Here is a 23,705-nt window from a genome sequence, read left to right as displayed (position 1 = left end):
CACCAAAGGAGCCATACATGACCACTTCCAACCCCCACCCCTTCCAGGGCGTTTTTCCCGCCATTACCACGCCCTTTAATGCCGACGGCAGCGTGGATCACGGCTTTCTGCGCGAACATGCCCGCTGGATGATGGCCGCTGGCTGCGACGGCATGATTCCGCTGGGTTCGCTGGGCGAGACCAACACGCTGGAAATGGACGAGAAGCTGGCGGTGCTGGACACCCTGGTAGACGCGCTGGACGGCAAGCCGGTGATTCCCGGCATCGCCAGCCTCAGCACGGCGGGCGGGGTGCGGCTGGCCCGCTCGGCGCGGGACGCGGGCTGCGGCGGCCTGATGGCGCTGCCGCCCTATGTGTACACGAGCGACTGGCGCGAGATGAAGGTGCACATGGCCGCGCTGGTGGGAGCCACCGAGCTGCCCGTGATCCTGTACAACAACCCCGGCGCGTACCGCACCGATTTTCTGGCCCCGCAAATTGCTGAGCTGGCCGGGGACCACGCCAACCTCCGTGGCGTCAAGGAAAGCAGCGGGGACGTGCGCCGCGTGACCGCCCTGCGCGCCGCGTTGCCCGAGTCGGTGGACGTGCTGGTGGGTCTGGACGACGCCATCGTGGAGGGCGTCGCGGCGGGCGCAACCGGCTGGGTGGCGGGCCTGATCAACGCCTACCCCGCCGAGAGCGTGCGCCTGTTCCATCTGGCACGGGACGGCAAGACGCGGGAGGCCGCCGAGCTGTACCGTTGGTTCCTGCCGCTCTTGCGTCTGGACGTGGTAAACAAGTTCGTGCAACTCATTAAATTCGTGCAGGAAGAAACCGGGCACGGCAGCGCCCGCGTTCGCGCCCCCCGGCTGGAACTCACCGACGCCGAGAAGGCCGAGGTCGGCGAGCTTCTCAAAGCCGCTTCCGGGCGCGTGCCTGCCGGAGTGGGCGCATGACCGCCCGCACCTTCCAGGCGACGAATCCGGCCACGGGGCAACCTCTGGCCCCCGCGTTTGACGTGACCACGCCGCAGGAACTGGAGACGCTGGTGGCGGCAGCAAGGGACGCGGCGCGCGGTTTTGCGTCCAGCACGCCCACGCAACGCGCCGATTTCCTGAACGCCGCCGCTGCCGGAATTGAGGCGCGGGCCGACGCCTTTGTTGAGGCGGCGATGGCGGAGGCTGGTCTGCCCGAACCCCGCTTGCGCGGCGAGGTGGGCCGCACCGCCAATCAACTGCGGCTGTTCGCACGCGTGGCGGCAGACGGTTCGTGGGTGGACGCCCGCATTGACCACGGCGACCTGGCCCGCAAGCCGGTTAAACCCGATGTCCGCAGTCTGCGCGTTCCGCTGGGGCCGGTGGCCGTCTTTGGGGCCAGCAACTTTCCGCTGGCCTTCAGCGTGGCTGGGGGCGACACCGCCTCCGCGCTGGCGGCGGGCTGTCCGGTGGTGGTCAAGGCGCACCCGGCGCACCCGGCGACATCCAAGCTGGCGGCACAAGCGATCAGCGAGGCGGCGGCGGGGTGTGGCCTGCCCGCAGGCGTGTTCGGCATTGTCTACGAGGATGGCTACGAGCTGGGCGTGAAGCTGGTCCAGCATCCCGACATTCACGCCGTCGGCTTCACCGGCTCCCGCGCGGGCGGACTGGCGCTGGTGGCGGCGGCCCAGGCGCGCGAGGTGCCCATTCCCGTCTATGCCGAGATGAGCAGCGTCAATCCCAGCGTGTTCACGGCGGAGGCTCTGGCGGCGAACGGCGCGGCGCTGGCAAAAGGTCTGGCCGCCAGCATCAGCGGTTCGGGCGGTCAGCTCTGCACCCAGCCGGGGCTGCTGTTCGTGCCGGTGAGCAAGGCGGGCGATCAATTCCTGAAGGATGTGGCCGCCAAACTGGACGCGACTCCGGCCTGCACGCTGCTCACGGGCGGCATTCTGAACGCCTATCAGGTGGGTGCGGCGCGGCATCTGGGGACGGCGGGCGTCGAGCGTCTGACCCAGGGTTTGGAACCGGAAAGAGGCGCACAGCCCCAGCTTCTCAGCGTGCCCATCGCTCAATTCACCCCCAAGCTGGCCGATGAAGTGTTCGGCCCCCTCAGCGTGGCGGTGCGTTACGACCGGCTGGCCGAGGTTACGCCCGTGCTGGCCGGACTGGAAGGCCAGTTGACCGCCACCCTGCACGCCACGGACGCCGAACTGGACGGACTTTCTGACCTGTTGCACGTCATGGGCGTGCGGGCCGGGCGACTGGTCCTGAACGGCTTCCCCACCGGGGTGGAGGTGGGCCACGCGATGGTCCACGGCGGCCCCTTCCCGGCCACCAGCGACGGCGGGCGCAGCACCAGCGTGGGCAGCCTCGCCATCACGCGGTTTACCCGCCTGCGCGCGTATCAGGACTTTCCGGACCGCGCCCTGCCGCCTGAATTGCAGGACGCCAACCCGCACGGCCTCTGGCGGCTGGTGGACGGCGAACAGATGCGCTGAGCCAGGGCGCGGCAACGGGCAGAGATGGGGGAGGACACCCCCCAATGCCCCCGCCTGCTCTTCCACACGGCTGCCCGGTGGGGCGATAGCATGCCCCATGCGAACAACCCTTCTGCTTGGCGCGCTGCTGGCGACGGCGGGCGCATCGGCACAGACCGGTGCCCCCCTGTCCTCCTTCGAGGGGCAGGTGATCTATCAGGTCATGCCGGACCGATTTTTCGATGGCAACGCGGCCAACAACGCGGGCGTCGACCGGGCGGACCCGCGCGCGTGGCACGGCGGCGATCTGGCGGGCCTGACCGCGAAGCTGCCGTACATCCAGAAGCTGGGGGCCACGGCGGTGTGGCTCACGCCGGTCTATCAGCAGCAGGCGCAGAATTCCTTTGATACCGCGCCGTACCACGGCTACTGGCCCGCCGACTTCCGCAAGGTGGACCCGAACTTTGGAACGCTGGCCGATTTCGGAGCCTTCACGAGGGCCGCGCAGGCGGGCGGGATGCGGGTGGTCCTGGATCAGGTCATCAACCACTACGGCTACCTGGCCCCCGCCGTCCGGGAGCATCCGGCGTGGTTCAACGGCAAGGCCGAGTGCGACGCCTCGCGCCAGAAGGACGCCGACTGCCCGCTAGCCGGGCTGCCGGACCTGAAACAGAGCAGTCCCCAGGTGCGCGATCTGCTGATGGGCAACGCCCGCTTCTGGCGCGATCAGGGCGCGTCTGCATTCCGCTACGACGCCATCAAGAACGTGGACGGGCTGTTCCTGGGCGATCTGCTGTCCAGTGACCGCGCCGCCGGAATCTGGACGCTGGGCGAGTGGTACAACGCCGACAGCGGCACGGTGGCCGAGTGGCAGCGCCGGGGCTTCGACAGCCTGTTCCTGTTCAGCCTCCAGGCCGCCATGCAGGGCAGCATCATGGCCGGGCAGGGCCTCGGCGCGGTGGCCGCCGTGCTGTCGCGTCAGGGCGAACTGCCGCGCCCCGGCGAGGTCGCGCTGTTCCTGGACAACCACGACGTGCCGCGTTTCGCGCAGGGTTCCCTGTTCGAGGACGTGGGCCAGGCGCGGACCAAGTACGGCCTGCGCGCCCTGATGACCCTGCGCGGCGTTCCCGTGATCTGGCAGGGCACCGAGATCGCCATGCGCGGCGGCGCGGACCCCGACAACCGCCGCGACATGCGCTTCGAGGCCCAGTGGACCCCCCAGGAAAAGGCCGTGTTCGAGGTGGCTCGCGACGCCATCGCCGTGCGGCAGGCCAGTCCCGCCCTGAGCCGGGGAATCTTGAAGCTACTCAGGACGCCCGCCAGCGTCGCGGACCGCCTGCTGCTGTTCACGCGCGAACAGGGCGGGCAGCGGGTGGTCGTCGCCTGGCACGGTGGCAAGGAGCGCCGCAGCTACTCGTTGAAACTCAGCAGCCTGGGCCTGAACGTGGTTGGCCTTGACCTGAAGGCCGGGACCAGTCCGGTCCTCCAGACCCTGTTTGCCGGACAGGACGCCAAGATCAGGATCAGCAACGGTTTTTTACACCTCAGCCTGCCCCCGGAAGATGCGGCGGCCTTCAAGCTGAACTGAGCGCCTGAGTTTCACGCCGTCCAGTCCACCACCACCGACACCGGGCGCGGTGGCTGCCGCAGCCGGGCAAAGGTGGCGGGCAAGTCATCCGGCGTGATGGTTTCTGCGAACAGCCGTTCCAGAACGGGATCGGCGTGTTCCCACAGCCACCCGGCATAGGTCGCGTAATCCTCGCCGTCGCTGGACGCCACCACACTCAGCTCGCGGGTGTGGAAGGCGGGCGGCAGGGTCAGCGCCCCCCAGTTGCCATCCGACAGCACGCAGCAGCGCCCGCCAGGTTTCAGATGGGAGAGCAGTTCCACGAATCCTGCCGGGGATGCGCTGCATTCCAGGCCCAGATCGTAGGCATCGTGCGGGAGGTGGCCGGACGCGCAGGCTGAAGCTGCGCCGAAGGCCAGGGCCAGTTCTCGCCGCTCCGCGTCCGGTTCCAGCACGGTCACTTTTTCTATTCCCCGGCGGGTCAGGTTAAACACGCTCAGCAGCCCCAGCAGGCCCGCGCCCGCCACTAGCACGCGCTCCTGCGGCTGCGGCGCGACTTTGCGAACGCCCTTATGGGTTTCCTCGCCCAGCAGGACCGCCAGCGCCTGCCGGTCTGGGATGTGGTCTGGGACGGGGATCACCTTCCCGGCCCGGTGGATGCCCGCGCTGGCGTGGCCTAGAGCTGTGAAGACCCGCTGTCCCGCCTCAAGCTCCACAGCCGCGCCCACCGCCTCCAGCACGCCCAGCGTCTGATACCCCAGCCGCGCAGGGAACGGCCCATCCCGCATCACACTCAATTCCGAGGCGACGCTGACGGCACTCAGACGCGTCCTGACGAGGACTTCAGCGGGGCCGGGCGGCAGCAGGTTCACCTCCTCCCAGCAAAATTTGTTGGGCGCGGTGACGGTGAGGCGGCGTTTCATGCTCCCATTCTGACCCCTTGACCCTCACGCGACGTCAGCCATTACGCTGCTGTTTATGGAGGCCATAAGCGCGACGACAGAACAGACCTGGACCGTGGGCGAGGTGGCGCTGCTGACCCGCCTGAGCGTCCGCACGCTGCACCACTACGACGCCACCGGGCTGCTCCGGCCCGGCGCGCGCACGGAGGCGGGTTACCGCCTGTATACCCCCGCCGATCTGGCGCGGCTGTGGCGCGTGCTGAGCTACCGCGAACTGGGCTTCCCGCTGGCCGAGATCGCCCGCGTGCTGGACGCCCCGCCCGGCGACGAGGTGGCGGCGTTGCGAACGCAGGTGGCCCTGCTGCGCGAGAAACAGCGCCGCACCCAGTCCACGCTGGACGCCGCCCTGGCCTACCTGCAAGCCGCCGAACGCGGCGAGGGAGTTCCGAAGATGACCAACGCCGAACTGAAAGACCTCTTTGACGGCTTCGATCCTGCCGAGCATGAGCAGGAGGCCCGCCAGCGCTGGGGCGACACCGATGCCTACAGGCAGAGCGCCCGTTGGACCAGCAGGTACACCAGAGCCGACTGGGAGGCGGTCAGGGCCGAGATGAACGCCATCTACGCCCGTTACCTGGCCCTGATGCGCGCCGGAACGCCCCCCGATTCTGCCGGGGCCAGGGCGGTGGCCGCCGATCATCACGACCATATTTCCGCCCGCTACTACGACGCCCCGCCCACAATGATGCGCGGTCTGGCCGAGATGTGGGTGGCCGACGAACGCTTCAGGACCAGCATTGACAGCGTGGGCGGGGGGCTGGCGGCGTATTCGAGCGCGGCGGTGCTGGCGTGGGCGCAGGAAGTTGATGGGTAACGGACGATGGGTGATGGGGCGGCGGCGCTTAGACTTTCAGACCTCCCCACATCTTCAGATTCCTCGCCGCTCCGGCCCCGCCTGCCCGCGCCCCAGCCGCCGCTCAAACGGGCGCACCACACGGGTCAGCGTGAAGGTCGGCAGGAACTAGAGCATTTGTCAAAAGAGTTCTCCACTTTTGACCGAACGGAGTGAGTGAATTTCGCAGAGTATTTGGGAGAATGGAAGCATCGGGAGTCTCCTTTCCCGATGCTGTAATTCGGACAAATGCTCTAGACCAGCGCCAGCAGCGCTGCTGGACAGCCAGCGTGACGCCCAGCCGCCTCCAGCGGCGGCACCCGGAAGACCCGCAGCACACCCAGCAGCGTTCCCAGCACCACCGACACGCCCAGCGCATGTGGGCTGAAGACCCAGCCCCGACAGCAACAGGCCCGGGTAGCCGCCTGAAAGAATGGTGCGGAACCCCTCGGCAAGATCGGCGGTGCGCTGGGTCATGTAGGGCGTCGGGAAGCAGACTGGGGGGGTTCGCCTCCCACCTTGCCCACCTTTTCACCCGATTACGCCCTGCACAGAACGCGCTATCCTGGCAGGAATGTCCCTTGTCCAGCCTCAACCTGATACCGACGCCCGCGCCCTGGAAGTCCTGAGCCGGGTCTGGGGCTACAGTCAGTTCCGGGACGTGCAGGCCGACATCGTGCGGACGGTGGTGGGTGGGGGCAACGCGCTGGTGCTGATGCCCACCGGCGGCGGCAAAAGCCTGTGCTATCAGGTGCCCAGCCTGCTGCGCCCCGGCACCGGCATTGTGGTGTCGCCGTTGATTGCGCTGATGAAGGATCAGGTGGACGCGCTGCGCCAGTTTGGTGTGCGGGCCGCCTTTCTCAACTCCAGCCTGCCTCTCCAGAGTGTGCGGGAGGTGGAGGCCGCGCTGCTGGCCGGAACGTTAGACCTGCTGTACGTGGCCCCCGAACGCCTGTTGCTGCCGCGCACGCTAGAGCTGCTCCGAAGCGCCCCGGTGGCGCTGTTCGCCATCGACGAGGCGCACTGTGTCTCGCAGTGGGGGCATGACTTCCGGCCCGAATACGGGCAACTGGGTGTGCTGCCGCAGCGTTTCCCCGACATTCCGCGCGTGGCCCTGACCGCCACCGCCGATGACCGCACGCGCGCCGACATCCTGCGCGTGCTGGAGCTGGGCGGCGCGGCGCAGTTCATCTCCAGCTTTGACCGCCCCAACATCCAGTACCGGGTGGCGAACAAAGAGGGGCCGAAGACCCAACTGCTGGACTTCGTCCATGCCGAACACCGGGGCGACGCGGGCATCGTGTACTGCCTGTCGCGCAAGTCGGTGGAGCAGACCGCGCAGTGGCTGGCGACGCAGGGCGTGGACGCCGTGCCGTACCACGCGGGCCTCTCGCCGCGTGAACGCAACCACGCCCAGGAACGCTTTCTGAACGATGAGGGCGTGGTGGTGGTGGCAACGGTGGCCTTTGGCATGGGCATCGACAAGCCCAACGTGCGCTTCGTGGCGCATCTGGACCTGCCCAAGAGCATGGAGGGCTACTACCAGGAAACGGGCCGCGCCGGGCGCGACGGCCTGCCCAGCACCGCCTGGATGGTCTACGGTCTGGCCGATGTGGTGAACGTGAAGCGGATGCTCTCGCAAAGCGACGCGCCCGAGGACGTGAAGCGCGTGGAGGCTGCCAAGCTGGACGCCCTGCTGACGTACTGTGAGGCCGCCACCTGCCGCCGCCAACTGCTCCTTGCTTATTTTGGAGAACAGCGCGACGAACCCTGCGGCAACTGCGATATCTGCCTGAACCCGCCCAAAGTGCGCGACGCCACCCGCGAGGCGCAGATGGCCCTGAGCGCCGCCATTCGCACCGGGAACTGTTTCGGCGCGGCGCACCTGACCGACGTGCTGCTGGGCCAGCCCACCGAGAAAGTCGTGGGTATGGGCCACCACCTGCTGCCCACCTTCGGCGTCGGCAAGGGCCACGACGAGAAGATGTGGCGCGGGCTGATTCGCCAACTGGTCAGCCTGGGCCACCTCGCGGCGGGCGAACACTACGGCCTGAGCGCCACCGGCAAATCCCGCCCGCTCCTGAAAGGCGAGACGACACTGATGCTGCGCGAGGATAGTCTCGTTCCCCGCGAAAAGGTCAGGAAGCGTGACCGGGACGCCTCCCGCAGCAGCCGCGCCCCGGTGGACGCCCAGGACGCCCCACTGTTCGAGGCATTGCGCGCGTGGCGACTCCAGCTTGCCCGGCAAAAGTCTGTGCCGCCCTACGCCATTTTCAGCGACGCCACCCTCAAGGCCATCTGCGAGCTGCGCCCCGGCAGCGCGTCCACGCTGGGAACCGTCAGTGGCGTGGGCCAGCGCAAACTGGCCGATTACGGCGAGGCGGTGCTGGACATCGTGCGCGAACATTCGGGCAGTGGGGGGCGGGAGGCGGCGCGGCCCGCCTTGCCCGCCGAACGTGGAGCGCGGGCGAACAGCGCCGTGCTGGGCATGCTGCGCGGGCAGGAGCAGGAGCGGACGCCGTCCCAGCCGGTGCGCGGGCCTGCCCCATCGCTGTTCTCAGCCCCAGCCCAGGCAGGGGAAACCGCGCCCGCTCCTGCCCACACCGAAGTCGCCGACGCCCTGCGCGAGCTGCGCCGCGAGTTGACCCGCGAAACCGGCCACAGCGCTTTTGTGATCTTCCCGAACGCCACCCTTGAGGCCCTCGCCGACGCCTGCCCACGCACCCTGGCTGACCTGGAGGGCCTGTCCGGCATGGGACCAAAGCGCATCGAGAACTACGGCGAACGCATTGTGGACGTGGTCCTGACGGCGCTGGACGAATAGTCTTCCCGGCTCCCTTCGAGGGGGTCAAGCCGGCGGGAGCGTGGTAAACCACCTGAACCCTACGCGCTCCTGTCCACTTTTAACTTCCCCCTCTCCCGGTTATTCGCGTCGATCTCCCGTTCCAGAAAGTAGTTCAGCGCCGTGCGGATCAGCGCGATGGCCCCCAGCTTGCCGATGTCCTCCCAGGTGGGGGCGATGGCGGTCAGCAGAATGTCGGCGGCCAGCAAAAATTCCAGGGCAATGGCCAGCCAGCGGCCCAGTTGCAGGCGCAGATTTTGTTTGGCCTCGTCGTTGGCGGCGCTGTCGCGCGGCAGGAACAGCGCCCGCACCGAGCGCCACAGCGCCTGCACAATCGCGGCGGCGATGATCACTGCCGCCGAGAACTCCGCGATGGAGGCAATTGCCCGCGCGCCGATCTGAACGGTTCCTTCAACAGTTGCCAGCATGGTCACGGCGACTCTAGCGCCTACAGCGTCAGCGCCAACTGCACGGCTTCCATCAAACCTCCATCATCCACATGGCCCACCGTGTAGCGCGCGGCGGCGCGGGCGGGCGGGTCCGCGTTGCCCATCGCCACTGGATGGCCCACAGCGCGCATGGCGCTCACGTCGTTCTCGCCGTCGCCCACCATCATCACGCGGTCCATGCTCAGCCCGTATTCCGAGGCAATGCGCCGCACCGCGCTGCCCTTGCTGACACCCGCGCGCGTGATGCTGATGAACATGGCGTCCGGCATGGCCGGGCTGCCCGCCGGGTGCAGGTCCAGCCCCGGATGAGGCTCCGCCGTCACCGCCGTTTCCTGCTCGCGCGGGACCACCCACTGCGCCCGCACCCGCGTTCCCACCAGACTTTCAGGCGTGCGCGGGCTGTACGGCACGCCCAGCAGTGCGGCGTGCCGCTCGGCCAGCCTGCCAGATTTGGTCACGCCAAATTCGGTGTCGGTGTAGATTTCCAGCAGGCGGTCCTCGGCGTGGGCGCGGGCGATCAGCAGGGGCAGCGCGCCGCCGGGCAGGGCCTCGGAGAGGCTCTCGCCAGAATCCACCTTGACCACACTGGCCCCGTTCTGAAAGACGTGCCAGCCGTCCGCGTCCAGCCGCCGCGCGTAGCCCAGCGCGTTCCCGATGGCTGGCCGCCCGCTACACAGCGCGATGCGGACCCCCTCCGCTCTGGCCGCCGCCAGCGCCGCCCACACGTCGTCGCGCACGGCATTGCCCGTGCCGATCAGGGTTCCGTCCACATCCACACAAATCAGTCCCAGCATGCGCCGGAGTCTAGGGGTTGGTTGTCGGGTGGGGGCGGGGGAAGATAGACGGCTCTTGGAAATACAGGTGTAGCTCAACTGACTTCGCAAGTCGCTCAATCTTTCCCATCAATCCCGCTTCCAGACCCCCTCCCGCTCCAGCACCGCGCAGCCGCCGACATGGACGGCCACCACGGCGTCGCCGCGCATCTCCACCTCCACCTCCACTTCGCCGGGGGTGCCCAGCGCGTGGCCCTGGTAGATCACGCCGCAGGCCCGCCCGGCGCGCACCGGCAGGCGGCCTCCGTGCGCCAGCAGGGCCAGCAGGGCACCGCCCGCGCTGCCGGTCACAGGGTCCTCGGGAATGCCCAGCGCCGGGGCGAAGTCGCGCGCCGCAAACCGGTTGACGCCCATCGGCGCGTAGGCGTAGACGCTGCCCACCTCCAGCGCCGCGCTGAGCCGGGCAATCCGCTCCAGATCGGGTTCCACCGCGTCCAGAATCAGCGGGTCCAGCAGCGGCACAAACGCACTCCACAGGCCCGTGCTGGCGGCGGCCATCGGCAGCCCTCTGTGGATCATGCGGGCGTCGATGCCCAGCGCCTCGGCCAGTTCGGCGCGCAGGCTGCCAGGCAGGGCGCGGACCTCATGGCGTTGCTGGCGCATCCAGACCTGGTGCGGCACGCCCGCCTCGCTGATCAGCCGCAGCGGCACCCGGCCCGCCAGGGTTTCGAGTTCCAGCGCCTCGCCGCGCCACAGCCCCGCCTGGGCCAGCATCAGCCCCAGCGCCAGCGTGGCGTGGCCGCAGAACTCGACCTCCTGCGTGGGGGTGAAGTAACGCACCCGCACGGCGGAGCGGCCCAGGCGGGTCACGAACACGGTCTCGGGCGCGCCCAGAAAGGCGGCCAGCTCGCGCATCTCGGCCCCCGACAGCGCGGCGGCGTCCAGCACCACCCCGGCGCGGTTGCCCAGGCCCGGCGTGCGCGTGAAGGCGCTGACCTCGCTGTAGGCGATCATGGGCCTCAATTTAGCGTGTGGAGATGGAGAAGTCGAAAGCTCTCAATATCAAAAGGTCTGAACGCAGGAGATCAATACTCCTGTCTTGCGTTCAGACCTTCAAACTCCCAGACCTTTCGACTGGCTCGGCGCTTACTTCAGCCCGGCCAGCGTCTTCTTCGCCGCTTCCAGATCACGCTTTTGCCAGAAGGTGTCGGCGGGCATGGCGACGGCCTTTTGCAACTGCGCGGCGGCCTCCGTCCTGTTCTTCTGGAGGATCAGGGCGTTGGCGTACTCGATGCGGTGGACGGCCACGTTCGGCTCCAGCGCAAAGGCCTTGTCGAAGTTGGGGGCGATCTGGTTCTTGTCGGCCCCGGTGGCGCGGCGGGCGATGAAGCCCTTCTCGTCCAGATTGGCGTGCCACAGCCCCAGCGCCACGTAGGCCCCGGCCAGCCTGGGGTTCAGGGCAATCGCCTGATCCAGGTTCTTCTTCATGTCCCCGGCCAGCCCCAGGCTTTGCAGGATGCCGGAAAACTGCGCCAGACGGCCCTGCGCGCGGGCCAGCTCGAAGTAGGCGTCGGCAGCAGGTCCCCTAGAAATTTCATTAAATGTTTTACATTCAGTTGTCGTTGTCTGCGCGCCCGTTTGAGTAATACATTTCGTTATTAGACCAGGATTAGCAAGTTTAATTGCTGCATTAGCGTAGTCCTGCGCCTTCTGGAACAGCGCTTTTTTCTGGCCGTCGGGGACCATGCCCGCCCCGGCGGTGGTGGCCTCGGCGGCCAGGGCCAGGCCCGCGCTGGTGTTCAGGGCGGCGGCGGCGGCGGCGGCTTCCTGCCACTTACCCATATCGTACAGGGCCTGGGCTGCTCCCTGGTTCTGAGCAGAGGCGGCGGTGGCCACGAGGGCGGCGGTCAGGGCGGCGGTCAGCATCGGTTTACGCATGGGGATTCTCCAGGGGCCGTGGGAATGGCCAAGACGGTGTTAGCCGAGGATGGGGGAATTGGATTGAAGGCTGTGCCAAGTATACACAGCCCCGCCCCGGCTTGCTGGTGAACGCGTTAGGAACGCTGCCCCCGCTTTGTTCTGCACCGGGTCTATTTTGCTGCGGGTGCTACCCTGGGAACCATCGTGGACTACAAGGCGGTGCTGGCCGATCTGCGCGCCCACCTGCCCCCGGATGCTGGCGGCGGGGGTGCAGGGGTGCGGCGCGGCAGCCTGCGCTGGCTGGAAACCCAGATGCGTTCACGGGGGGCCGGAGGCGCGGCGGTCAGGAACATCATCTACCGCGACATCGGCACGGCGGCGGACCGCGAGACCCTGCGCGTCATCCTGGCCGAGCTTGCTGTCGAGACAGGCCGTCCGTTGCCCGAAACGCCGACGGTTTCCGCGCCCGCCCCGCTGCCCGCCGAGCTGGAACTGCTGGGCCGCAGCAAGAAGCGGGCCTACCGCCAGTTCCTGGCCGGAGTGCGGGCGGGGCGGGCGCCAAAATTGATCGTGACAGGCCGGGTTGGGGCGGGCAAGACCGTGCTGCTGGACAGCCTGGACGCGGCCCTGCGCGAGGCTGGACTGCCCGTAAGGAGGCTGTTTCTGTCTGGCGAGGTCAGCGCCCTGCTGGAGCTGGAGGCCGCGCCCGGCACGGCCTACGCACAGCTCGCGGCGGCACAGATGGAGGCCGCGCGGCGTCAGCTTGCGGCATCTGGCACCTTGCTGGTGCGGGTCACCGCTGACCTGAGCTTCGCGGGCGGCCCACCCCGCAGCGCCGACGGTTCGGCGGTGTCTGCGGCGCGCTGGGCCGCCGAGCACCTGTTGCACGCTGCGCCGCCGGGACTGGCCGTGCTGCTGGCGTTAGAACAAGCCACCGCCGCAGATTTCGCCCCGCAAACGCCCGAACTGATCGCCCTGCATCCACCCACCCCCGCCGAGGCGCGCGGCTACCTGATGGCCCGCCTGGGCATTCCCCGCGCCGAGGCCGATCTGCTGGTGGCCGAGACCGGACGCCACCTGGACCGCCTGAGCCTGCTGGTGCGGCTGCGTGGGGGTGAGGCCGGGGCAGACCTGCCGAACCTGCTGGCGGACCCCGACATCCGGCGGCTGGCCGGGGCGACGGCGGCGCTGGAGGCCAGCACGCCGCATGCGCCCGCCGCCGCCTGGCCGCCCGAACTGCTGCGGGCCGCGCTGGGACGGGAATTCCGGCAGCTTCCGCCGCATGCCCGCGCCCTGCTGGCCGGTTCGGACGCGCTGGGCTGGACCGCCACGCCTGCGCTGCGCGCCGCCTGGAGGGGGGTGAATGCCAAGGACCGTGCTGGGGCGCTGCGCCGACTGGCCGAACTGACCTCCGGGGCGTTCAGGCCCGTCCAGCTTGCCGCTCTGGTGGTGCTTGAGGACTGGGCAGCGCTGGCCGCCCAGATCCACGCGCAGCCCGACGACGCGCGCTGGCTGCCGCCGTTGTGGCCGTCCATCCGTCACGGCGCGGCGGGCGAGACCCGCGAAGATCTGGCCGGGGCGGTGGTGCGGCACCACGCGGGCCGGGGCGACTACCACGACTCGGGGCTGCGGGGCGCGCTGTCCACGCTGCTGGAGGCCGCCCGCCTGCCCGTGCGGGCCTGGGCGCGCGTCAAGCTGGCCGAGAGCAGCCTGGAAGCCGGAAACATGGCGGCGGCGGCAGAACAACTGGCCCACGCCGAAGTTTCCGGAGTGCTGAAAGCCGCCGTCCCCCGTGACCCCTGGGCGGTGGCCGCCTGCGCCGACGCGTTGCTGGTGCAGGCGGCCCTGGCGCGCTGGGCGGGTGATCTGGAAGCGGCCACCCACGCCGTTTCTGACCCGCGTGCGGCGGTGGGCGGCCCCCGTGCGGGGCTATGGCGTGGCCTGATCGCCAAGGACGCCGGACGCTGGGACGAGGCGCTGGACGCGCTGGCCTCGGTGCCCACCTCCAGCCCGCTGCTCTCGGCCCGCGCCCGCTATCAGGAGGGAGACCTGCGCCTGCGGCTGGGCCAGCCTGCCGCAGCGCTCGCGGCCCTGCGCGACGCGGTGGCCCGGCTGGAAACGGCGGGTGCGGGCGAGGAGGAACGCGCCCGCGTCCTGGCCCGCAGCGCCACTGCCCTGCGCCGCCTGGGGTGGGTGGCCGAGGCCCACGCCACCCTGACCCGCGCCCTGGCCCTGCTCCCCCCCGATCCGCGCCGCCATGCCGATGGGGTGCCCCGCGCCCGCCTGCTTTCGGAAGGTCTGCCGGTGCTGCTGGCGCTGGGCCGCCCGGACGACGCGCTGGCGGCCTCGGCCCAGGCGCTGGCCCTGCTGGAAGGCCGCAGCGCCCGCCCCGCCGAGGTCCAGTACCGCCAGCGCCGCACCCGCTACCGCGTGGCCCTGGCCTACCTGACGCGCGGGCTGGGCAGCGCGTACCTGCAACCCCTGCTCGGCCCGGCGCGGGACCATCCCGATTTGCGGCAGGCCCGCGAGCTGCTGGACCGCCTGATAGCCCAGCCGGGAAAGGGCAGTTCGGGAAAGGGCAGTGACCGCGACAGCATTCTGCTGTTCGACATGCACCTAAGCCGGGCGCTGGCCGAACCCGGTCCGGCAAAAGCCCTGGCCAGCGTGGACCGCGCCCTGGCACTGGCCGCCCACCCCTACGAGGAAGCCCAGGCCCGCGCCCTGCGCGCCGAGGTGCAGTTGCGCGCGGGCCGCCCTGCCGACGCCCTAGCCGATCTGAACCGCGCCCACGCCCTGCTGCGCCGCGTGCAGCCCGGGCCGGTCAATGGACCAGGCGACGTGCCCGATCCCGGCTTGCAGGCGCAACTGCTGACGCTGGAGGCCACCGTGACCCTGGGCGACGGCGTGCCGACGGTCCACTGGCTGCGTGCCGCCCTGGCAGACCCGGCCCTGGCCCCCTTCCGCGCGGGCATATGGCGGGCGCTGGGGCGGGTGCTGGAAGAGGGTAGAGAGGGCTGGACGCTGCTGCACCGGCTCCACGGCCCGCGCGCTGAGGCTCTGGCCCACCTGCGCCCCGGCGACGCCCTGTGGCTGCTGGAAGCGGGGGAGGAGGGGGTGGCCCAGCTTGAGCCGTCTCTACCGTGAGATTGAACATCTCTGAGCAAGCGGTTTTTGTCGGCTGGGCGCAAAGTAGGGGGGGCTATTTGGTAGAAGATTTGAGGCAATGTAGCGCTGCCGTAGCACCTTCGGGGAGTTGGGCTACGGCGGCGCTGGGATGGGGTTTTTAGGCGCTCAGGCTTCCGCTTTCGGCGGTTGAGAGATGGGTGGTAGCACCTCGGTAGCACCACAGCGGGGAAACAGAACCATCCCGTCTCAAGGGGAGCTGCTCATTGCTACGCGTCCAAGGGGTGTGATCTCCAGAGCAGCGAGGGGAACTGATAAGATGTAGAAATCCCCCTTGTTTAGCACAAGACCACTCGATTCAATCATGATTAGACCATCGATAGAAATGCGAAGGTAATGAAGATTATCTTCCTCATCAACATCTTCAATCAGCCCGATAATGCGATTTTCACCACCTACTACAGACATTCGATAAATTCCATTCGTCGTTTTGATCGGATTAAGTTTTTCGATATGAAGATCTATGTCTATTTCGATATCGTATTGCTCAAATTCAACAGGAACTACAGTAGACTTCCATATGCCGCCTAACTGACTTTCTACTCGGAATAAACGAACAAAATTTTCTCCCGACTCGTAGTGTGTACTGCGGATAGACCACTTCATTTCGGTATCCTTTGCAGAACATTTGACACTTGGCTTGGAGACCAAGTTTCAAAGTGGAAATGGTATAGATTGGGCCTGCTATTCATCTCGTGATGCTAGTGTATCGCTTTACTATATCCACATATTCGCTACATAGACTTTTCTGTTGATCTTGTGCGATAGATTGCACCTCATTTGTATCTTTATCACAGTATTCGAGAACCCTGTTTCTCAAACTTCGATATGCTGTCATTATCTGAGACTGCTCTATCTCGCTCTCTGTAGCGTGGTCCTTCTTTAGTTCATGCTCTTGAGCTATGTAATCAGATACATTGAGAAAGGATATATCCATGTATTTAATTTTATCTTTATCTCCATCGGATAAATACTCGATGAAGTATTGAGCAACATGAAGGCTGAATTCAGCCGCATTATCACCAATTTCTATTACAGAATTAAGTAATAATCCTATATCATCCTCTAAAGATTTTAGTGCCGGTACCCCTATAATAGTCTTGTTATCGGTTAGAGCCTTCAGTATTAAATGCAGTTTTTGAGCATTTTTCTCATCCAGTACAAAAAACATTTCTAGATATGATGAAGTAGCGCAGATCAGAATCCTACCATAAGACTCTATACAACCATTAGATTTTGAGTCAATCATCTTGTGAATCGCTTCATCTTTGTATAAATTAAGCACTATTTACCAACCTTAAGTGGACTTGTAGGAGTAACTCCATAACTCTTTTGATATGCCGCACAGGAGGGACAAATAGGGCGTGATGCTGCCTGACGAGTTGGCAACCATCCCCAGTCCACTGCATTATCGATTCCCGTAACTTCAGCATGACCAAGACCTGTGCCTTCAATCTCATTGGGTCCCAAAGCTTGTCTTTGCGCTGGCGTCAGACGAGGGCGACTGCTTGAAACTATGTACCTCGTATTTCCGTTACCATCAAGAGCCTCTGTAACCGATGTGGTACTCATACCTTGCGCTTTGCCAGGGGGTTGCAGTTTTTGTATCTGCTGGGCGCGCGCTTCAAGCGAGCAGGCGATATTAGCATTATGAACGAGCCACCCATCCTCCCCTACATAATATGTGTGGGCCTGACTGACCGTGAGATTGAACATCTCCTGGGTCTGCCGACGAATCTGATTCTACTCTGCGGTTCAGTGGCGCCCCGCGCCGCCCAGCCCGCAGATTGAAAGCGCGCCCCTCACGCCCGCCACCTGCGGGGCCTTACGCTGGGGCGTGCCACTCAACCGCTCCCTCCGCGCGCCCCTTCCGGCCCTGCTGCTCGTCCTGAGCATGGCGGGGGCCAGTCCGGCCAGCGATCTGTTTCGCTCGGCCACGCAGCAGGTGGCGCGTGAGTATTACGGCTGGTCCACGGCGGATCTGGGGGCGCTGAGCGAGAAATACGACGCCCTGCTGCGGGTGCGGTGTTCGGATCAGGGCGAGGCGTGTTCCTACGCCACGGGCCGCGACGTGTTGCAGGACCTGTTCAAGGAATTTGGCGACGCCCACACCAATGTCCGCGACCCGGAGGGGGCCGAGCGGCTGCGCGAGGTCACGCAGGATCTGGCTGTCCAGCGCACCGGCGCGCGGCTCTCACGGGCCGAGGGCGGCCTGCTGGTGGTGTCGATCATCCCCGGCAGTCCCGCTGAAGCCGAGGGCCTGCGCGTGTTCGATCTGGTGACCACCGTGGACGGTCAGGCTGCGGGCAAGCGCGGCGGCGAGAACGCACCCATTGGCCCCAACGAATTTATCCGCCTGGAACGGGCGGCCCGGCCCATCCGCGTGACCATCAAGCGGCCCGCCAGCCCGGAGCTGACCCTCAATCTGACCACTGCCTCGCTGCTGGCCCGTGACGTACCCACCCTGTCCTGGACGGGTGCGGACGGCAAGGTGGCGGTGATCTCATACCCCACCTTTTTGCCCAGCGACGCCTCCCAGCTTTTTCTGGACCGGCTCAGGGAGGCTCAGGTGGCGGGGGCGCGCGAGCTGATCGTGGACCTGCGCTACAACGGTGGCGGCAGCCTGACCGAGTGCGTGGCCGCTGCCAGCGTCTTTGCCCCGGTGGAGTACAGATCCCAGACCCGCGTAGGCGGCACGCTGTCCACCTACAGCTACACCGGTGTTAACGGCACGCGCGGCCACTTCCTGAACATGAAGACGGTGCCCCCCGGCAGCGCGGTCTGGAAGGGACCCACCGCCGTGCTGGTGGGGCCGAGTACCGCCTCGTGCGCCGAGGTCTTTACCTACTACGCGCAGCGGGCCGGGGCCATCGCCGTGGGCGAGAGGACGCGCGGCGTGGGCAACAGCGGCGTGGTCTTTGATCCGCTGCCCGATGGCGGTGTGGTCTCGGTGACGGTGCTGCGCGCCTTTAACGGGCAGGGCGAGCCGTTGCCCGACACCATCACGCCCGACGTGCTGGCTCCCGGCGACATCGTGGCCCTGGCCGAGGGGGGCCGCGACGTGACGCTGGAGGCGGCGTTGCAGGCGCTGGAGGCGCGGGCGGCGCGGTGAGGATGTCTGAAAGTCTGAATGATCGTTTCAGGGCTGGAAGCTCCTGCGCTCAGGCGGCCAGACTCACCGCGTCCAGCGCCGCAAGAGCGAGACCAGCTTCTGCGGCGTCACGTTGGAATAGTCCTGACCGCCCACCCGCACCAGCGGAGCGTCCTCGGCGTTCACGCCTGCGCCGCACTGCGACAGGGCCAGTTCCACGTTGCCGTCTGCGGTGACCATGCCGGGGCTGATGCGTAGGTGTTCCCACACGGCGTCCAGCAGGGCCTCGCGCTGATCGACGGACAGGTGTTCGTTGCAGATTTCCAGACGGGTGACGGGCATGGGGGACTCCTTATTCGGGTGCGGCATTCGGGTGCGGCGATGATGGGAACTGCGGACCGGGTGCCGGAGCATGCTAGCGGCTGAGGCTGCGGCGAATCTGGGGCGTATGCTCGGTTTCGTGACGGCTCCCCTCCCATCTGCCCCCGCTTCCGCGTCCGAGCGGCTGGCCCTACTGGGCGTACTGCTGACCGTGTTCCTGTGGGGCGCGAACGTGGTGGCCCTGAAAGCCGTGCTGGGCGTCCTGAACGCCGAAACCACCAACACCGTGCGGGTGTTGATCGCGGGCAGCGTACTTGTGGCGCTGGCTGTCCGCGCCGACGGCTGGCCGCGCTGGGACGCCCGGACCTGGCTGGCGGTGGTCGGGGTGGGCCTGCTGGGCAACACGCTGTTTCAGGCGTTCTTCCTGACCGGAATCAACCTGAACCCGGCGGGCGTGGCGGGACTGGTCAACGGGCTGGTGCCGGTGCTGGTGCTGCCGCTGGGGTTGCTGCTGGGGCAGGGCTTTACGCGCCGCCAGGGGCTGGGCGTGGCGGTGGCCTTTGCCGGGCTGCTGGGCCTGCTGGCGCTCACGCGCGTGCCAGGGGTGTCGGTCACACCCACGGGGCTGCTGTGGCTGCTGGCCGCCGGGGTGGTCTGGGCGCTGTACACGCTGTTTAACCGTCCGCTGTCGGCGCGGCTAGGGACGCTGCCCTTCGTGGCCTTTAGCCTGGCGCTGGGCAGCGTGCCGTACCTGCTGTACGCGCTGCCCCACCTCCACTTCTCGGGCGAGTCAGGAACGGGTGTGCCGCCTGCCGTGTGGCTGGGCATCGGCTTCAGCGCGCTGGGGGCCAATGTGGTTGCTTACCTGGCCTGGGCGGGCGGCGCGCGGGTGCTGGGGGCGGCCCGCATCAGCGTGTGGCAGGCGCTGGCCCCGGTGATCGCCCTGGTCCTCAGCGCCGCGCTGCTCCACGAGCGGCTGCCCGCCAGCGTGTGGGGCCTGGCCGCCGTGATCCTGATCGGGGCGACGCTGGCGAACTGGCCGGAATCCGGGCGGGTGGGCAGACCAATGCGGAAGAGGGACACGGTTCAGGGCGTCAATGAAAAATCCCCTCCCCTGCGATGAGGTGAGGAGGAGAGACCCAGCGCGTGGTCAGCGCGGCCTGACCCCGTCCAGATAGACCGCCAGCAAGGCCCGCGCCGTGCCCCGTGGATCGGCGGGCGGCGTGCCCGTGACCAGCGGGTAGATCAGCGCCAGAAATGCCCGCGTCAGCATCTGCGGCGGCAGATCGCTCCTCAGTTCCCCGCGCGCCGAGGCAGCCTCGAACAGGGCGCTCAGGCCGCCCATCCAGACCTGACGGTACTCGGTTTCAAAGGCCTTGCGGCGTTCTGGCGAAACGTGCCGCAGTTCGGAGGCCAGTTGCAGGCCCACACGCTGTGCGGGGGCGCTGTCGGCCAGCTCGCCCACCAGTGTGTCCAGTTGTGCGGGCAGGCCGCTCTGTGCCGAGGCATGCTCGATCAGCCGCGCCAGGCCCGCCAGCGCGCCGTCCAGCATCGCCAGGAACAGCGATTCCTTGTCGGCGTAGTGGTGGTACAGCGCGGGCTTGGTTACGCCCACCGCCTCGGCCACCTCACGCATGGAGACGCCGTGGTAGCCACTCGCCACGAACAGTCGCGCCGCCTCCTGCCCGATGCGAACGCGGGTGGTGTCGGGGGTGGGGGCAGAAGTGGGCGGCAGAGGGACGGTCACGCCCCGCATGATACCTGCCTGTCTAAAAGGAAGTGACGGGAAGGCTTGATTGGCTGGTACGGACTCCGACCGCAAGGCACCGGAAACACCTGGACATCCGAGCGGACGTCCAGGCGTCCTCATGGTCGCTGCTCTGGACGAGACAGCGAGCAGGAGGACAAACGGAATCCGTTTGAGGTGAACCTGGCACGCTCTCACGAAAACCCCTCAGTCTGCTTCGCAGTCAGCCCTCCCAGAACGGAGCCGAAAAACGCGGCTGGCTGGGCAAGTGCGCGATTCTCGCCTCCCTTTTGAGAAAAGGTGCCCGGCAAGGGCGGAGGGGTTGGGCGGGCCGGGCAAGCGTAAACCCGTTGTTGTCCACGTCTTCTCCAACCAGAAAAAGGCCCGGACACTCAACGCATCCGGGCCTCTTTTTTATTCAACTCCGAACTTCAGGGGCTTAAGCCTGGGTGTCCTCGGTCTTGTTTTCGGTGCTGCTGTCAGCGGATTCGGCGTTGGCCACTTCCGTCGTGGCAACGTCATCCTTCTTGTCGCCGCCCAGACCGAACTGCGCGAACAGGTCGGCGTACACGTCGCCCAGCTTGGTGCTGATCTTGCCGCCCTGAGAAGCGTCCTTGGCGTTGTAGTTGTAGTCGGCTCCGCCGCCACGCCCACCACGTCCACCGCCACCGGTGCGTCCGCCGCCGGGTGCGCCGCCGTAACGGTCGCTGCGGCTGCCGCCACCCTGGCTGACGTAATCGCGCTGGCCACCGCCCGCAGCGGGGGGTGCGCCTCCGCCCAGGAAGCGGCGACGGCTCAGGCTGGCGCGCTGCTCGACGGGGTCAATGTTCAGGATCATGGCCTCGATCTCGTCGCCCTTCTTGAACAGGTCCGCCGGGTTGTTGACGCGCGCGGTGTCGAGTTCGCTGATGTGGATCAGGCCCTCGATGCCTTCCTCGATCTCCATGAACACGCCGAAATCGGTCATGCCGGTGATCTTGCCCTTGACCGGCGTGCCGGGCGGGTAACGGTCCGGCAGCGCGCTCCAGGGATCGTCGGTGGTCTGACGGATGCCCAGGCTGATGCGGCGGTCCTTGGGATCAATCCGCAAGATGACGGCTTCCACCTCGTCGCCTTCCTTCATGACCTCGTTGGGGTGACGCACGCGCTTGGTCCAGCTCATTTCAGACACGTGGACCAGACCTTCCAGACCGGACTCCAGCTCCACGAAGGCCCCGAAGTTGGTCAGGTTGGTGACCTTGCCCTTGACGCGCTGGCCCACGCTGTAACGGTCAATCGCACCTTCCCAGGGGTCCTGGGTCAGCGACTTCATGGACAGGTTGATGCGCTCACGGCCCTCGTCCACGTCGATAACCTGAACCTGGACCTTGTCCCCAACCGCCACCACGTCGCGGGGGTGGTTGAAGCGCCCGTAGGTCAGTTCACTACGGTGCACCAGACCGTCGATGCCGCCGAGGTTGACGAACACGCCAAAATCGGTGATCTCGACCACTTCGCCCTCGAACTGCGCGCCGGGTTCCAACTGGCCGACCGTCTCTTCACGGGCCTTGGCTTTCTGGGCTTCCATGATGGCGCGGTGGCTGATGATCACGCGGTTGCGCTTGCGATTCAACTCGATCAGCTTGACCATCAACGGCTTGGCCACGTAGGGGTCCAGGTCGTTGACCCGGCGGGTATCGACCTGCGACGCGGGCAGGAACGCACGGATGCCCTCGACCTGGGCCACCAGACCGCCGCGCACCTTCTCCAGCACCTCGACTTCAAAGGCCTCGTCGGCCTCCTGCATCTTTTCCAGCACGCGCCAGCCCTTGTCCTGATCGGCCCGTTTCTTGCTCAGCACGATCTGGCTGTTGGACAGGTCCACGCGCACCACATACGCCTCGATCTGCTCGCCAGGCTTGTACATGGCCTGGGCCTCTTCCAGCGTCACCGGCTCATCGCCGAGCTGGTTAAGAGGAATGATGCCCTCCACCTTCGAGCCGATGTCCACGGCGATGCCTTCCTGGCCGATGAACACGATCTGGCCGTCCACAATGTCACCGCGCGTCACGCTCTGGGGTTCCTGCGCCTCACTGGCGAGGATGTCCTCCATGGTCATGGCCGGGTACTCGCGTTCCTCAGGAGCAACGGGGGCGCTGCTGGGTTGAGGGACAGCCTGCTGGGGGACCGGAGCTTCCTCCGCAGGGGCTGCTGGAGCCTGGGCTGCCGGAGCCTGTACCTCGGCGGTTTGCGCTTCCGTGGGTTGCGCTTCCGTGGGTTGCGCTTCCGTAGGCTGGGCTTCCGTCGGCTGCGCCTCCGTGGCCTCGGCGCTGGTGGTCTCCACCTCACGGGCGACAGCGGTCATGCCCTCCGCCTGGGTGTCGGTGGCCGTCTCGGTGCCCGTCGTGGGCTGAGTCCCGTTTTGCGTCACGGGGGTCTGGGTGTTGTCTTCCATGAACTCCTGTCCTCCTGGGCTTGCAAAACTCCTGCCTGCAAGCCAGCTTCTGTAAACCTGCTACCGCGCGTCCTTCGGCCCCAATCCCCCCAGAATGTCTATTCCCCAAAGGTTCCAGAACACGGACGCAACGGCCCGGCAACATCGATCAGTGTACCAGAGTCCAGGCGGGCGCGGCAAGCACGCTCTGAACGCAGTCCATTCATTTCTGACCGAATGCTGAAGACAGCCCGCCCGTACGCCCTTGGCCCCGAGACCTTGACGCATTCAGGAGGCCCCGGTATACTTCCTGTCGCCTTCCTCGTGTGGGAAAGCAATCCCTTTTCTGCTGGGGCATCGTCTAATGGCAGGACAACAGTCTCTGACACTGTCGATCAAGGTTCGAGTCCTTGTGCCCCAACCAGAACTGCAAACCTCGTCTCACGGCGGGGTTTTTTGTTGTCCCCTCAGTCACCTGGGTCCAGCCACGCCACCATGTCGATCCGGTCCTGGCCCGGCCCATAACCGTCCGGCGTGCGCCGCAGCTCCTGAAAGCCGTGGCGCACAAAGAAGGGAGACGACTGGGGCGTGGTGTCCAGATGGACCCTTTTCACGCCCAGTTCGCGCAGCCGCTCCAGCCGGGCGAGCAGCAGCGCAGAGCCGAAGCCCTGTCGCTGGCGGTCACGTGAGACCATGCCCCAAGCGAGTCCCGCGCCGTTCTCCTCCTGCCACACGCCGCCGCAGGCCACCACGGAACCGTCCGCATCCTCCATGACCAGATAATCACTGGGCGCGTCCAACCGCTCGTGATCCAACCACTGAGTGAATTCGTCCCGCTCGTAAGGCAGGAAGAAGTCCGGGGTATTGCTGTCGAACAACGTCAGGCAGGCGCTACGGTCAGCGACGCGGTAAGGGCGAAGGATTGGAGACATGGCCTGAGTTTGACAGTCTAGGGCTTACGCGAAACTCAGAGATGGGTTTTTGAGCTGCTGGCGCATGTAGTCATCAAGAAGACCGAATTTTAGCGCGTATATCGTTTTCTTCGCCTCTTTGGCCTGCTGGTTCAATCGAATCCAGACCAGCATGGCAGTGCCGATGTGATTGCGTTGAGATCGCCCCAGACGGCATTGACAGTCTTCGGTCCCGGTGATCTGCTTCAATTCGCGGTGAAAGA

At 66.6% G+C, this 23,705-nt stretch carries 19 protein-coding genes, 1 tRNA gene and 1 pseudogene; 9 read left to right on the top strand and 12 right to left on the bottom strand.

The genetic code is table 11. The features are described 5' to 3' along the window. The first annotated feature begins 17 nt into the window (after positions 1 to 17). The 3 genes from Q322_RS0103945 to Q322_RS0103935 all read left to right on the top strand — a co-directional run bounded on the left by Q322_RS0103945 (position 18) and on the right by Q322_RS0103935 (position 4,019). Positions 18 to 935: a dihydrodipicolinate synthase family protein gene (locus Q322_RS0103945; RefSeq protein WP_029476149.1), complete on the top strand. Its 918-nt coding sequence runs from the start codon at positions 18 to 20 to the stop codon at positions 933 to 935. Further along, positions 932 to 2,452, top strand: a complete 1,521-nt coding sequence (locus Q322_RS0103940; RefSeq protein WP_051668140.1) for an aldehyde dehydrogenase (NADP(+)) — start codon at positions 932 to 934, stop codon at positions 2,450 to 2,452. Before Q322_RS0103945 ends, Q322_RS0103940 begins: the two co-directional genes overlap by 4 nt. A 97-nt stretch (positions 2,453 to 2,549) precedes the next feature. Next, positions 2,550 to 4,019, top strand: coding sequence for an alpha-amylase family glycosyl hydrolase (locus Q322_RS0103935; protein ID WP_029476145.1), 1,470 nt, complete (start codon positions 2,550 to 2,552; stop codon positions 4,017 to 4,019). 11 nt (positions 4,020 to 4,030) lie between these two features. On the opposite strand, the gene Q322_RS0103930 is transcribed toward Q322_RS0103935, so the two are convergent. Beyond that, entirely contained in the window at positions 4,031 to 4,921 is an 891-nt protein-coding gene (locus Q322_RS0103930; protein ID WP_029476143.1) for a zinc-dependent alcohol dehydrogenase, read from the bottom strand. Between the two features lie 55 nt (positions 4,922 to 4,976). Here Q322_RS0103930 and Q322_RS0103925 point away from each other — a divergent pair, with 55 nt between their 5' ends. Beyond that, the gene (locus Q322_RS0103925; RefSeq protein WP_034417526.1) at positions 4,977 to 5,774 is read left to right on the top strand and encodes a MerR family transcriptional regulator; all 798 of its coding nucleotides are present in this window, start codon (positions 4,977 to 4,979) and stop codon (positions 5,772 to 5,774) included. A gap of 592 nt (positions 5,775 to 6,366) precedes the next feature. After that, entirely contained in the window at positions 6,367 to 8,616 is a 2,250-nt protein-coding gene (gene recQ, locus Q322_RS0103915) for a DNA helicase RecQ (RefSeq protein ID WP_029476139.1), read from the top strand. 59 nt (positions 8,617 to 8,675) lie between these two features. Here recQ and Q322_RS0103910 read toward each other — a convergent pair whose 3' ends face one another. From Q322_RS0103910 to Q322_RS0103895, 4 genes are all read right to left on the bottom strand, one after another. After that, positions 8,676 to 9,062 (bottom strand): DUF1622 domain-containing protein, encoded by a 387-nt coding sequence (locus Q322_RS0103910; protein WP_029476137.1) that lies wholly within the window; start codon positions 9,060 to 9,062, stop codon positions 8,676 to 8,678. Positions 9,063 to 9,082: 20 nt separating this feature from the next. Continuing rightward, a complete protein-coding gene (locus tag Q322_RS0103905; protein WP_029476134.1) occupies positions 9,083 to 9,877 on the bottom strand; it encodes a Cof-type HAD-IIB family hydrolase in 795 nt (264 codons plus the stop codon). Between the two features lie 108 nt (positions 9,878 to 9,985). Next, positions 9,986 to 10,870 carry a PhzF family phenazine biosynthesis isomerase gene (locus Q322_RS0103900; RefSeq protein ID WP_029476132.1) on the bottom strand — a complete coding sequence of 295 codons (885 nt, stop codon included), beginning with the start codon at positions 10,868 to 10,870 and terminating at the stop codon, positions 9,986 to 9,988. Positions 10,871 to 11,002: 132 nt separating this feature from the next. Continuing rightward, positions 11,003 to 11,794, bottom strand: a complete 792-nt coding sequence (locus Q322_RS0103895) for a hypothetical protein (protein WP_029476129.1) — start codon at positions 11,792 to 11,794, stop codon at positions 11,003 to 11,005. Between the two features lie 186 nt (positions 11,795 to 11,980). On the opposite strand from Q322_RS0103895, the gene Q322_RS0103890 reads away from it, so the two are divergent. After that, positions 11,981 to 14,920, top strand: coding sequence for a hypothetical protein (locus Q322_RS0103890; protein ID WP_034417524.1), 2,940 nt, complete (start codon positions 11,981 to 11,983; stop codon positions 14,918 to 14,920). Between the two features lie 228 nt (positions 14,921 to 15,148). Here Q322_RS0103890 and Q322_RS23060 read toward each other — a convergent pair whose 3' ends face one another. Further along, complete coding sequence (locus tag Q322_RS23060) at positions 15,149 to 15,565, bottom strand: hypothetical protein (RefSeq protein WP_156952870.1); 417 nt, start codon at positions 15,563 to 15,565, stop codon at positions 15,149 to 15,151. A gap of 82 nt (positions 15,566 to 15,647) precedes the next feature. Beyond that, positions 15,648 to 16,244 (bottom strand): hypothetical protein, encoded by a 597-nt coding sequence (locus Q322_RS23055; protein WP_156952869.1) that lies wholly within the window; start codon positions 16,242 to 16,244, stop codon positions 15,648 to 15,650. Positions 16,245 to 16,796: 552 nt separating this feature from the next. On the opposite strand from Q322_RS23055, the gene Q322_RS0103875 reads away from it, so the two are divergent. Further along, positions 16,797 to 18,071, top strand: coding sequence for a S41 family peptidase (locus tag Q322_RS0103875; protein ID WP_245593130.1), 1,275 nt, complete (start codon positions 16,797 to 16,799; stop codon positions 18,069 to 18,071). A gap of 63 nt (positions 18,072 to 18,134) precedes the next feature. Here the strand turns inward: Q322_RS0103875 and Q322_RS0103870 are convergent, their stop codons facing one another. Then, a complete protein-coding gene (locus Q322_RS0103870; RefSeq protein WP_029476120.1) occupies positions 18,135 to 18,392 on the bottom strand; it encodes an NAD(P)H-dependent oxidoreductase subunit E in 258 nt (85 codons plus the stop codon). A gap of 118 nt (positions 18,393 to 18,510) precedes the next feature. Between Q322_RS0103870 and Q322_RS0103865 the strand changes: the two genes are divergently transcribed. Beyond that, positions 18,511 to 19,494 (top strand): DMT family transporter, encoded by a 984-nt coding sequence (locus Q322_RS0103865; RefSeq protein ID WP_245593129.1) that lies wholly within the window; start codon positions 18,511 to 18,513, stop codon positions 19,492 to 19,494. A 27-nt stretch (positions 19,495 to 19,521) separates the two neighbouring features. Here the strand turns inward: Q322_RS0103865 and Q322_RS0103860 are convergent, their stop codons facing one another. Continuing rightward, a complete protein-coding gene (locus Q322_RS0103860) occupies positions 19,522 to 20,127 on the bottom strand; it encodes a TetR/AcrR family transcriptional regulator (RefSeq protein WP_051668136.1) in 606 nt (201 codons plus the stop codon). A gap of 430 nt (positions 20,128 to 20,557) precedes the next feature. After that, positions 20,558 to 22,552 (bottom strand): 30S ribosomal protein S1, encoded by a 1,995-nt coding sequence (locus tag Q322_RS0103855; RefSeq protein ID WP_034417517.1) that lies wholly within the window; start codon positions 22,550 to 22,552, stop codon positions 20,558 to 20,560. A 329-nt stretch (positions 22,553 to 22,881) separates the two neighbouring features. Here Q322_RS0103855 and Q322_RS0103850 point away from each other — a divergent pair. Further along, a tRNA-Gln gene (locus Q322_RS0103850) sits at positions 22,882 to 22,955 on the top strand. A gap of 43 nt (positions 22,956 to 22,998) precedes the next feature. Here the strand turns inward: Q322_RS0103850 and Q322_RS0103845 are convergent. Together Q322_RS0103845 and Q322_RS24095 are read right to left on the bottom strand one after the other, a co-directional pair. Next, a complete protein-coding gene (locus Q322_RS0103845) occupies positions 22,999 to 23,463 on the bottom strand; it encodes a GNAT family N-acetyltransferase (protein ID WP_029476113.1) in 465 nt (154 codons plus the stop codon). A 24-nt stretch (positions 23,464 to 23,487) separates the two neighbouring features. Then, positions 23,488 to 23,705 (bottom strand): annotated as a pseudogene (locus Q322_RS24095) (IS701-like element ISPlag1 family transposase); the annotation flags it as partial.

It is taken from the genome of Deinococcus frigens DSM 12807 (genome assembly GCF_000701425.1).
Lineage (GTDB): Bacteria > Deinococcota > Deinococci > Deinococcales > Deinococcaceae > Deinococcus > Deinococcus frigens.
The sequence above is the reverse complement of the archived record's forward strand: the minus strand, read 5'-3'. Positions and strand labels throughout refer to the sequence as shown.

Bases quoted from the DNA above. Each gene is read 5' to 3' on its own strand.
- Q322_RS0103870 (WP_029476120.1), bottom strand. From the start codon at position 18,392: ATGCCCGTCACCCGTCTGGAAATCTGCAACGAACACCTGTCCGTCGAT.
- Q322_RS0103905 (WP_029476134.1), bottom strand. From the start codon at position 9,877: ATGCTGGGACTGATTTGTGTGGATGTGGACGGAACCCTGATCGGCACG.
- recQ (WP_029476139.1), top strand. From the start codon at position 6,367: ATGTCCCTTGTCCAGCCTCAACCTGATACCGACGCCCGCGCCCTGGAA.
- Q322_RS0103940 (WP_051668140.1), top strand. From the start codon at position 932: ATGACCGCCCGCACCTTCCAGGCGACGAATCCGGCCACGGGGCAACCT.
- Q322_RS0103925 (WP_034417526.1), top strand. From the start codon at position 4,977: ATGGAGGCCATAAGCGCGACGACAGAACAGACCTGGACCGTGGGCGAG.
- Q322_RS23060 (WP_156952870.1), bottom strand. From the start codon at position 15,565: ATGAAGTGGTCTATCCGCAGTACACACTACGAGTCGGGAGAAAATTTT.
- Q322_RS0103855 (WP_034417517.1), bottom strand. From the start codon at position 22,552: ATGGAAGACAACACCCAGACCCCCGTGACGCAAAACGGGACTCAGCCC.
- Q322_RS0103945 (WP_029476149.1), top strand. From the start codon at position 18: ATGACCACTTCCAACCCCCACCCCTTCCAGGGCGTTTTTCCCGCCATT.
- Q322_RS0103900 (WP_029476132.1), bottom strand. From the start codon at position 10,870: ATGATCGCCTACAGCGAGGTCAGCGCCTTCACGCGCACGCCGGGCCTG.
- Q322_RS0103930 (WP_029476143.1), bottom strand. From the start codon at position 4,921: ATGAAACGCCGCCTCACCGTCACCGCGCCCAACAAATTTTGCTGGGAG.
- Q322_RS0103895 (WP_029476129.1), bottom strand. From the start codon at position 11,794: ATGCGTAAACCGATGCTGACCGCCGCCCTGACCGCCGCCCTCGTGGCC.
- Q322_RS0103910 (WP_029476137.1), bottom strand. From the start codon at position 9,062: ATGCTGGCAACTGTTGAAGGAACCGTTCAGATCGGCGCGCGGGCAATT.
- Q322_RS0103860 (WP_051668136.1), bottom strand. From the start codon at position 20,127: ATGCGGGGCGTGACCGTCCCTCTGCCGCCCACTTCTGCCCCCACCCCC.
- Q322_RS0103935 (WP_029476145.1), top strand. From the start codon at position 2,550: ATGCGAACAACCCTTCTGCTTGGCGCGCTGCTGGCGACGGCGGGCGCA.
- Q322_RS0103845 (WP_029476113.1), bottom strand. From the start codon at position 23,463: ATGTCTCCAATCCTTCGCCCTTACCGCGTCGCTGACCGTAGCGCCTGC.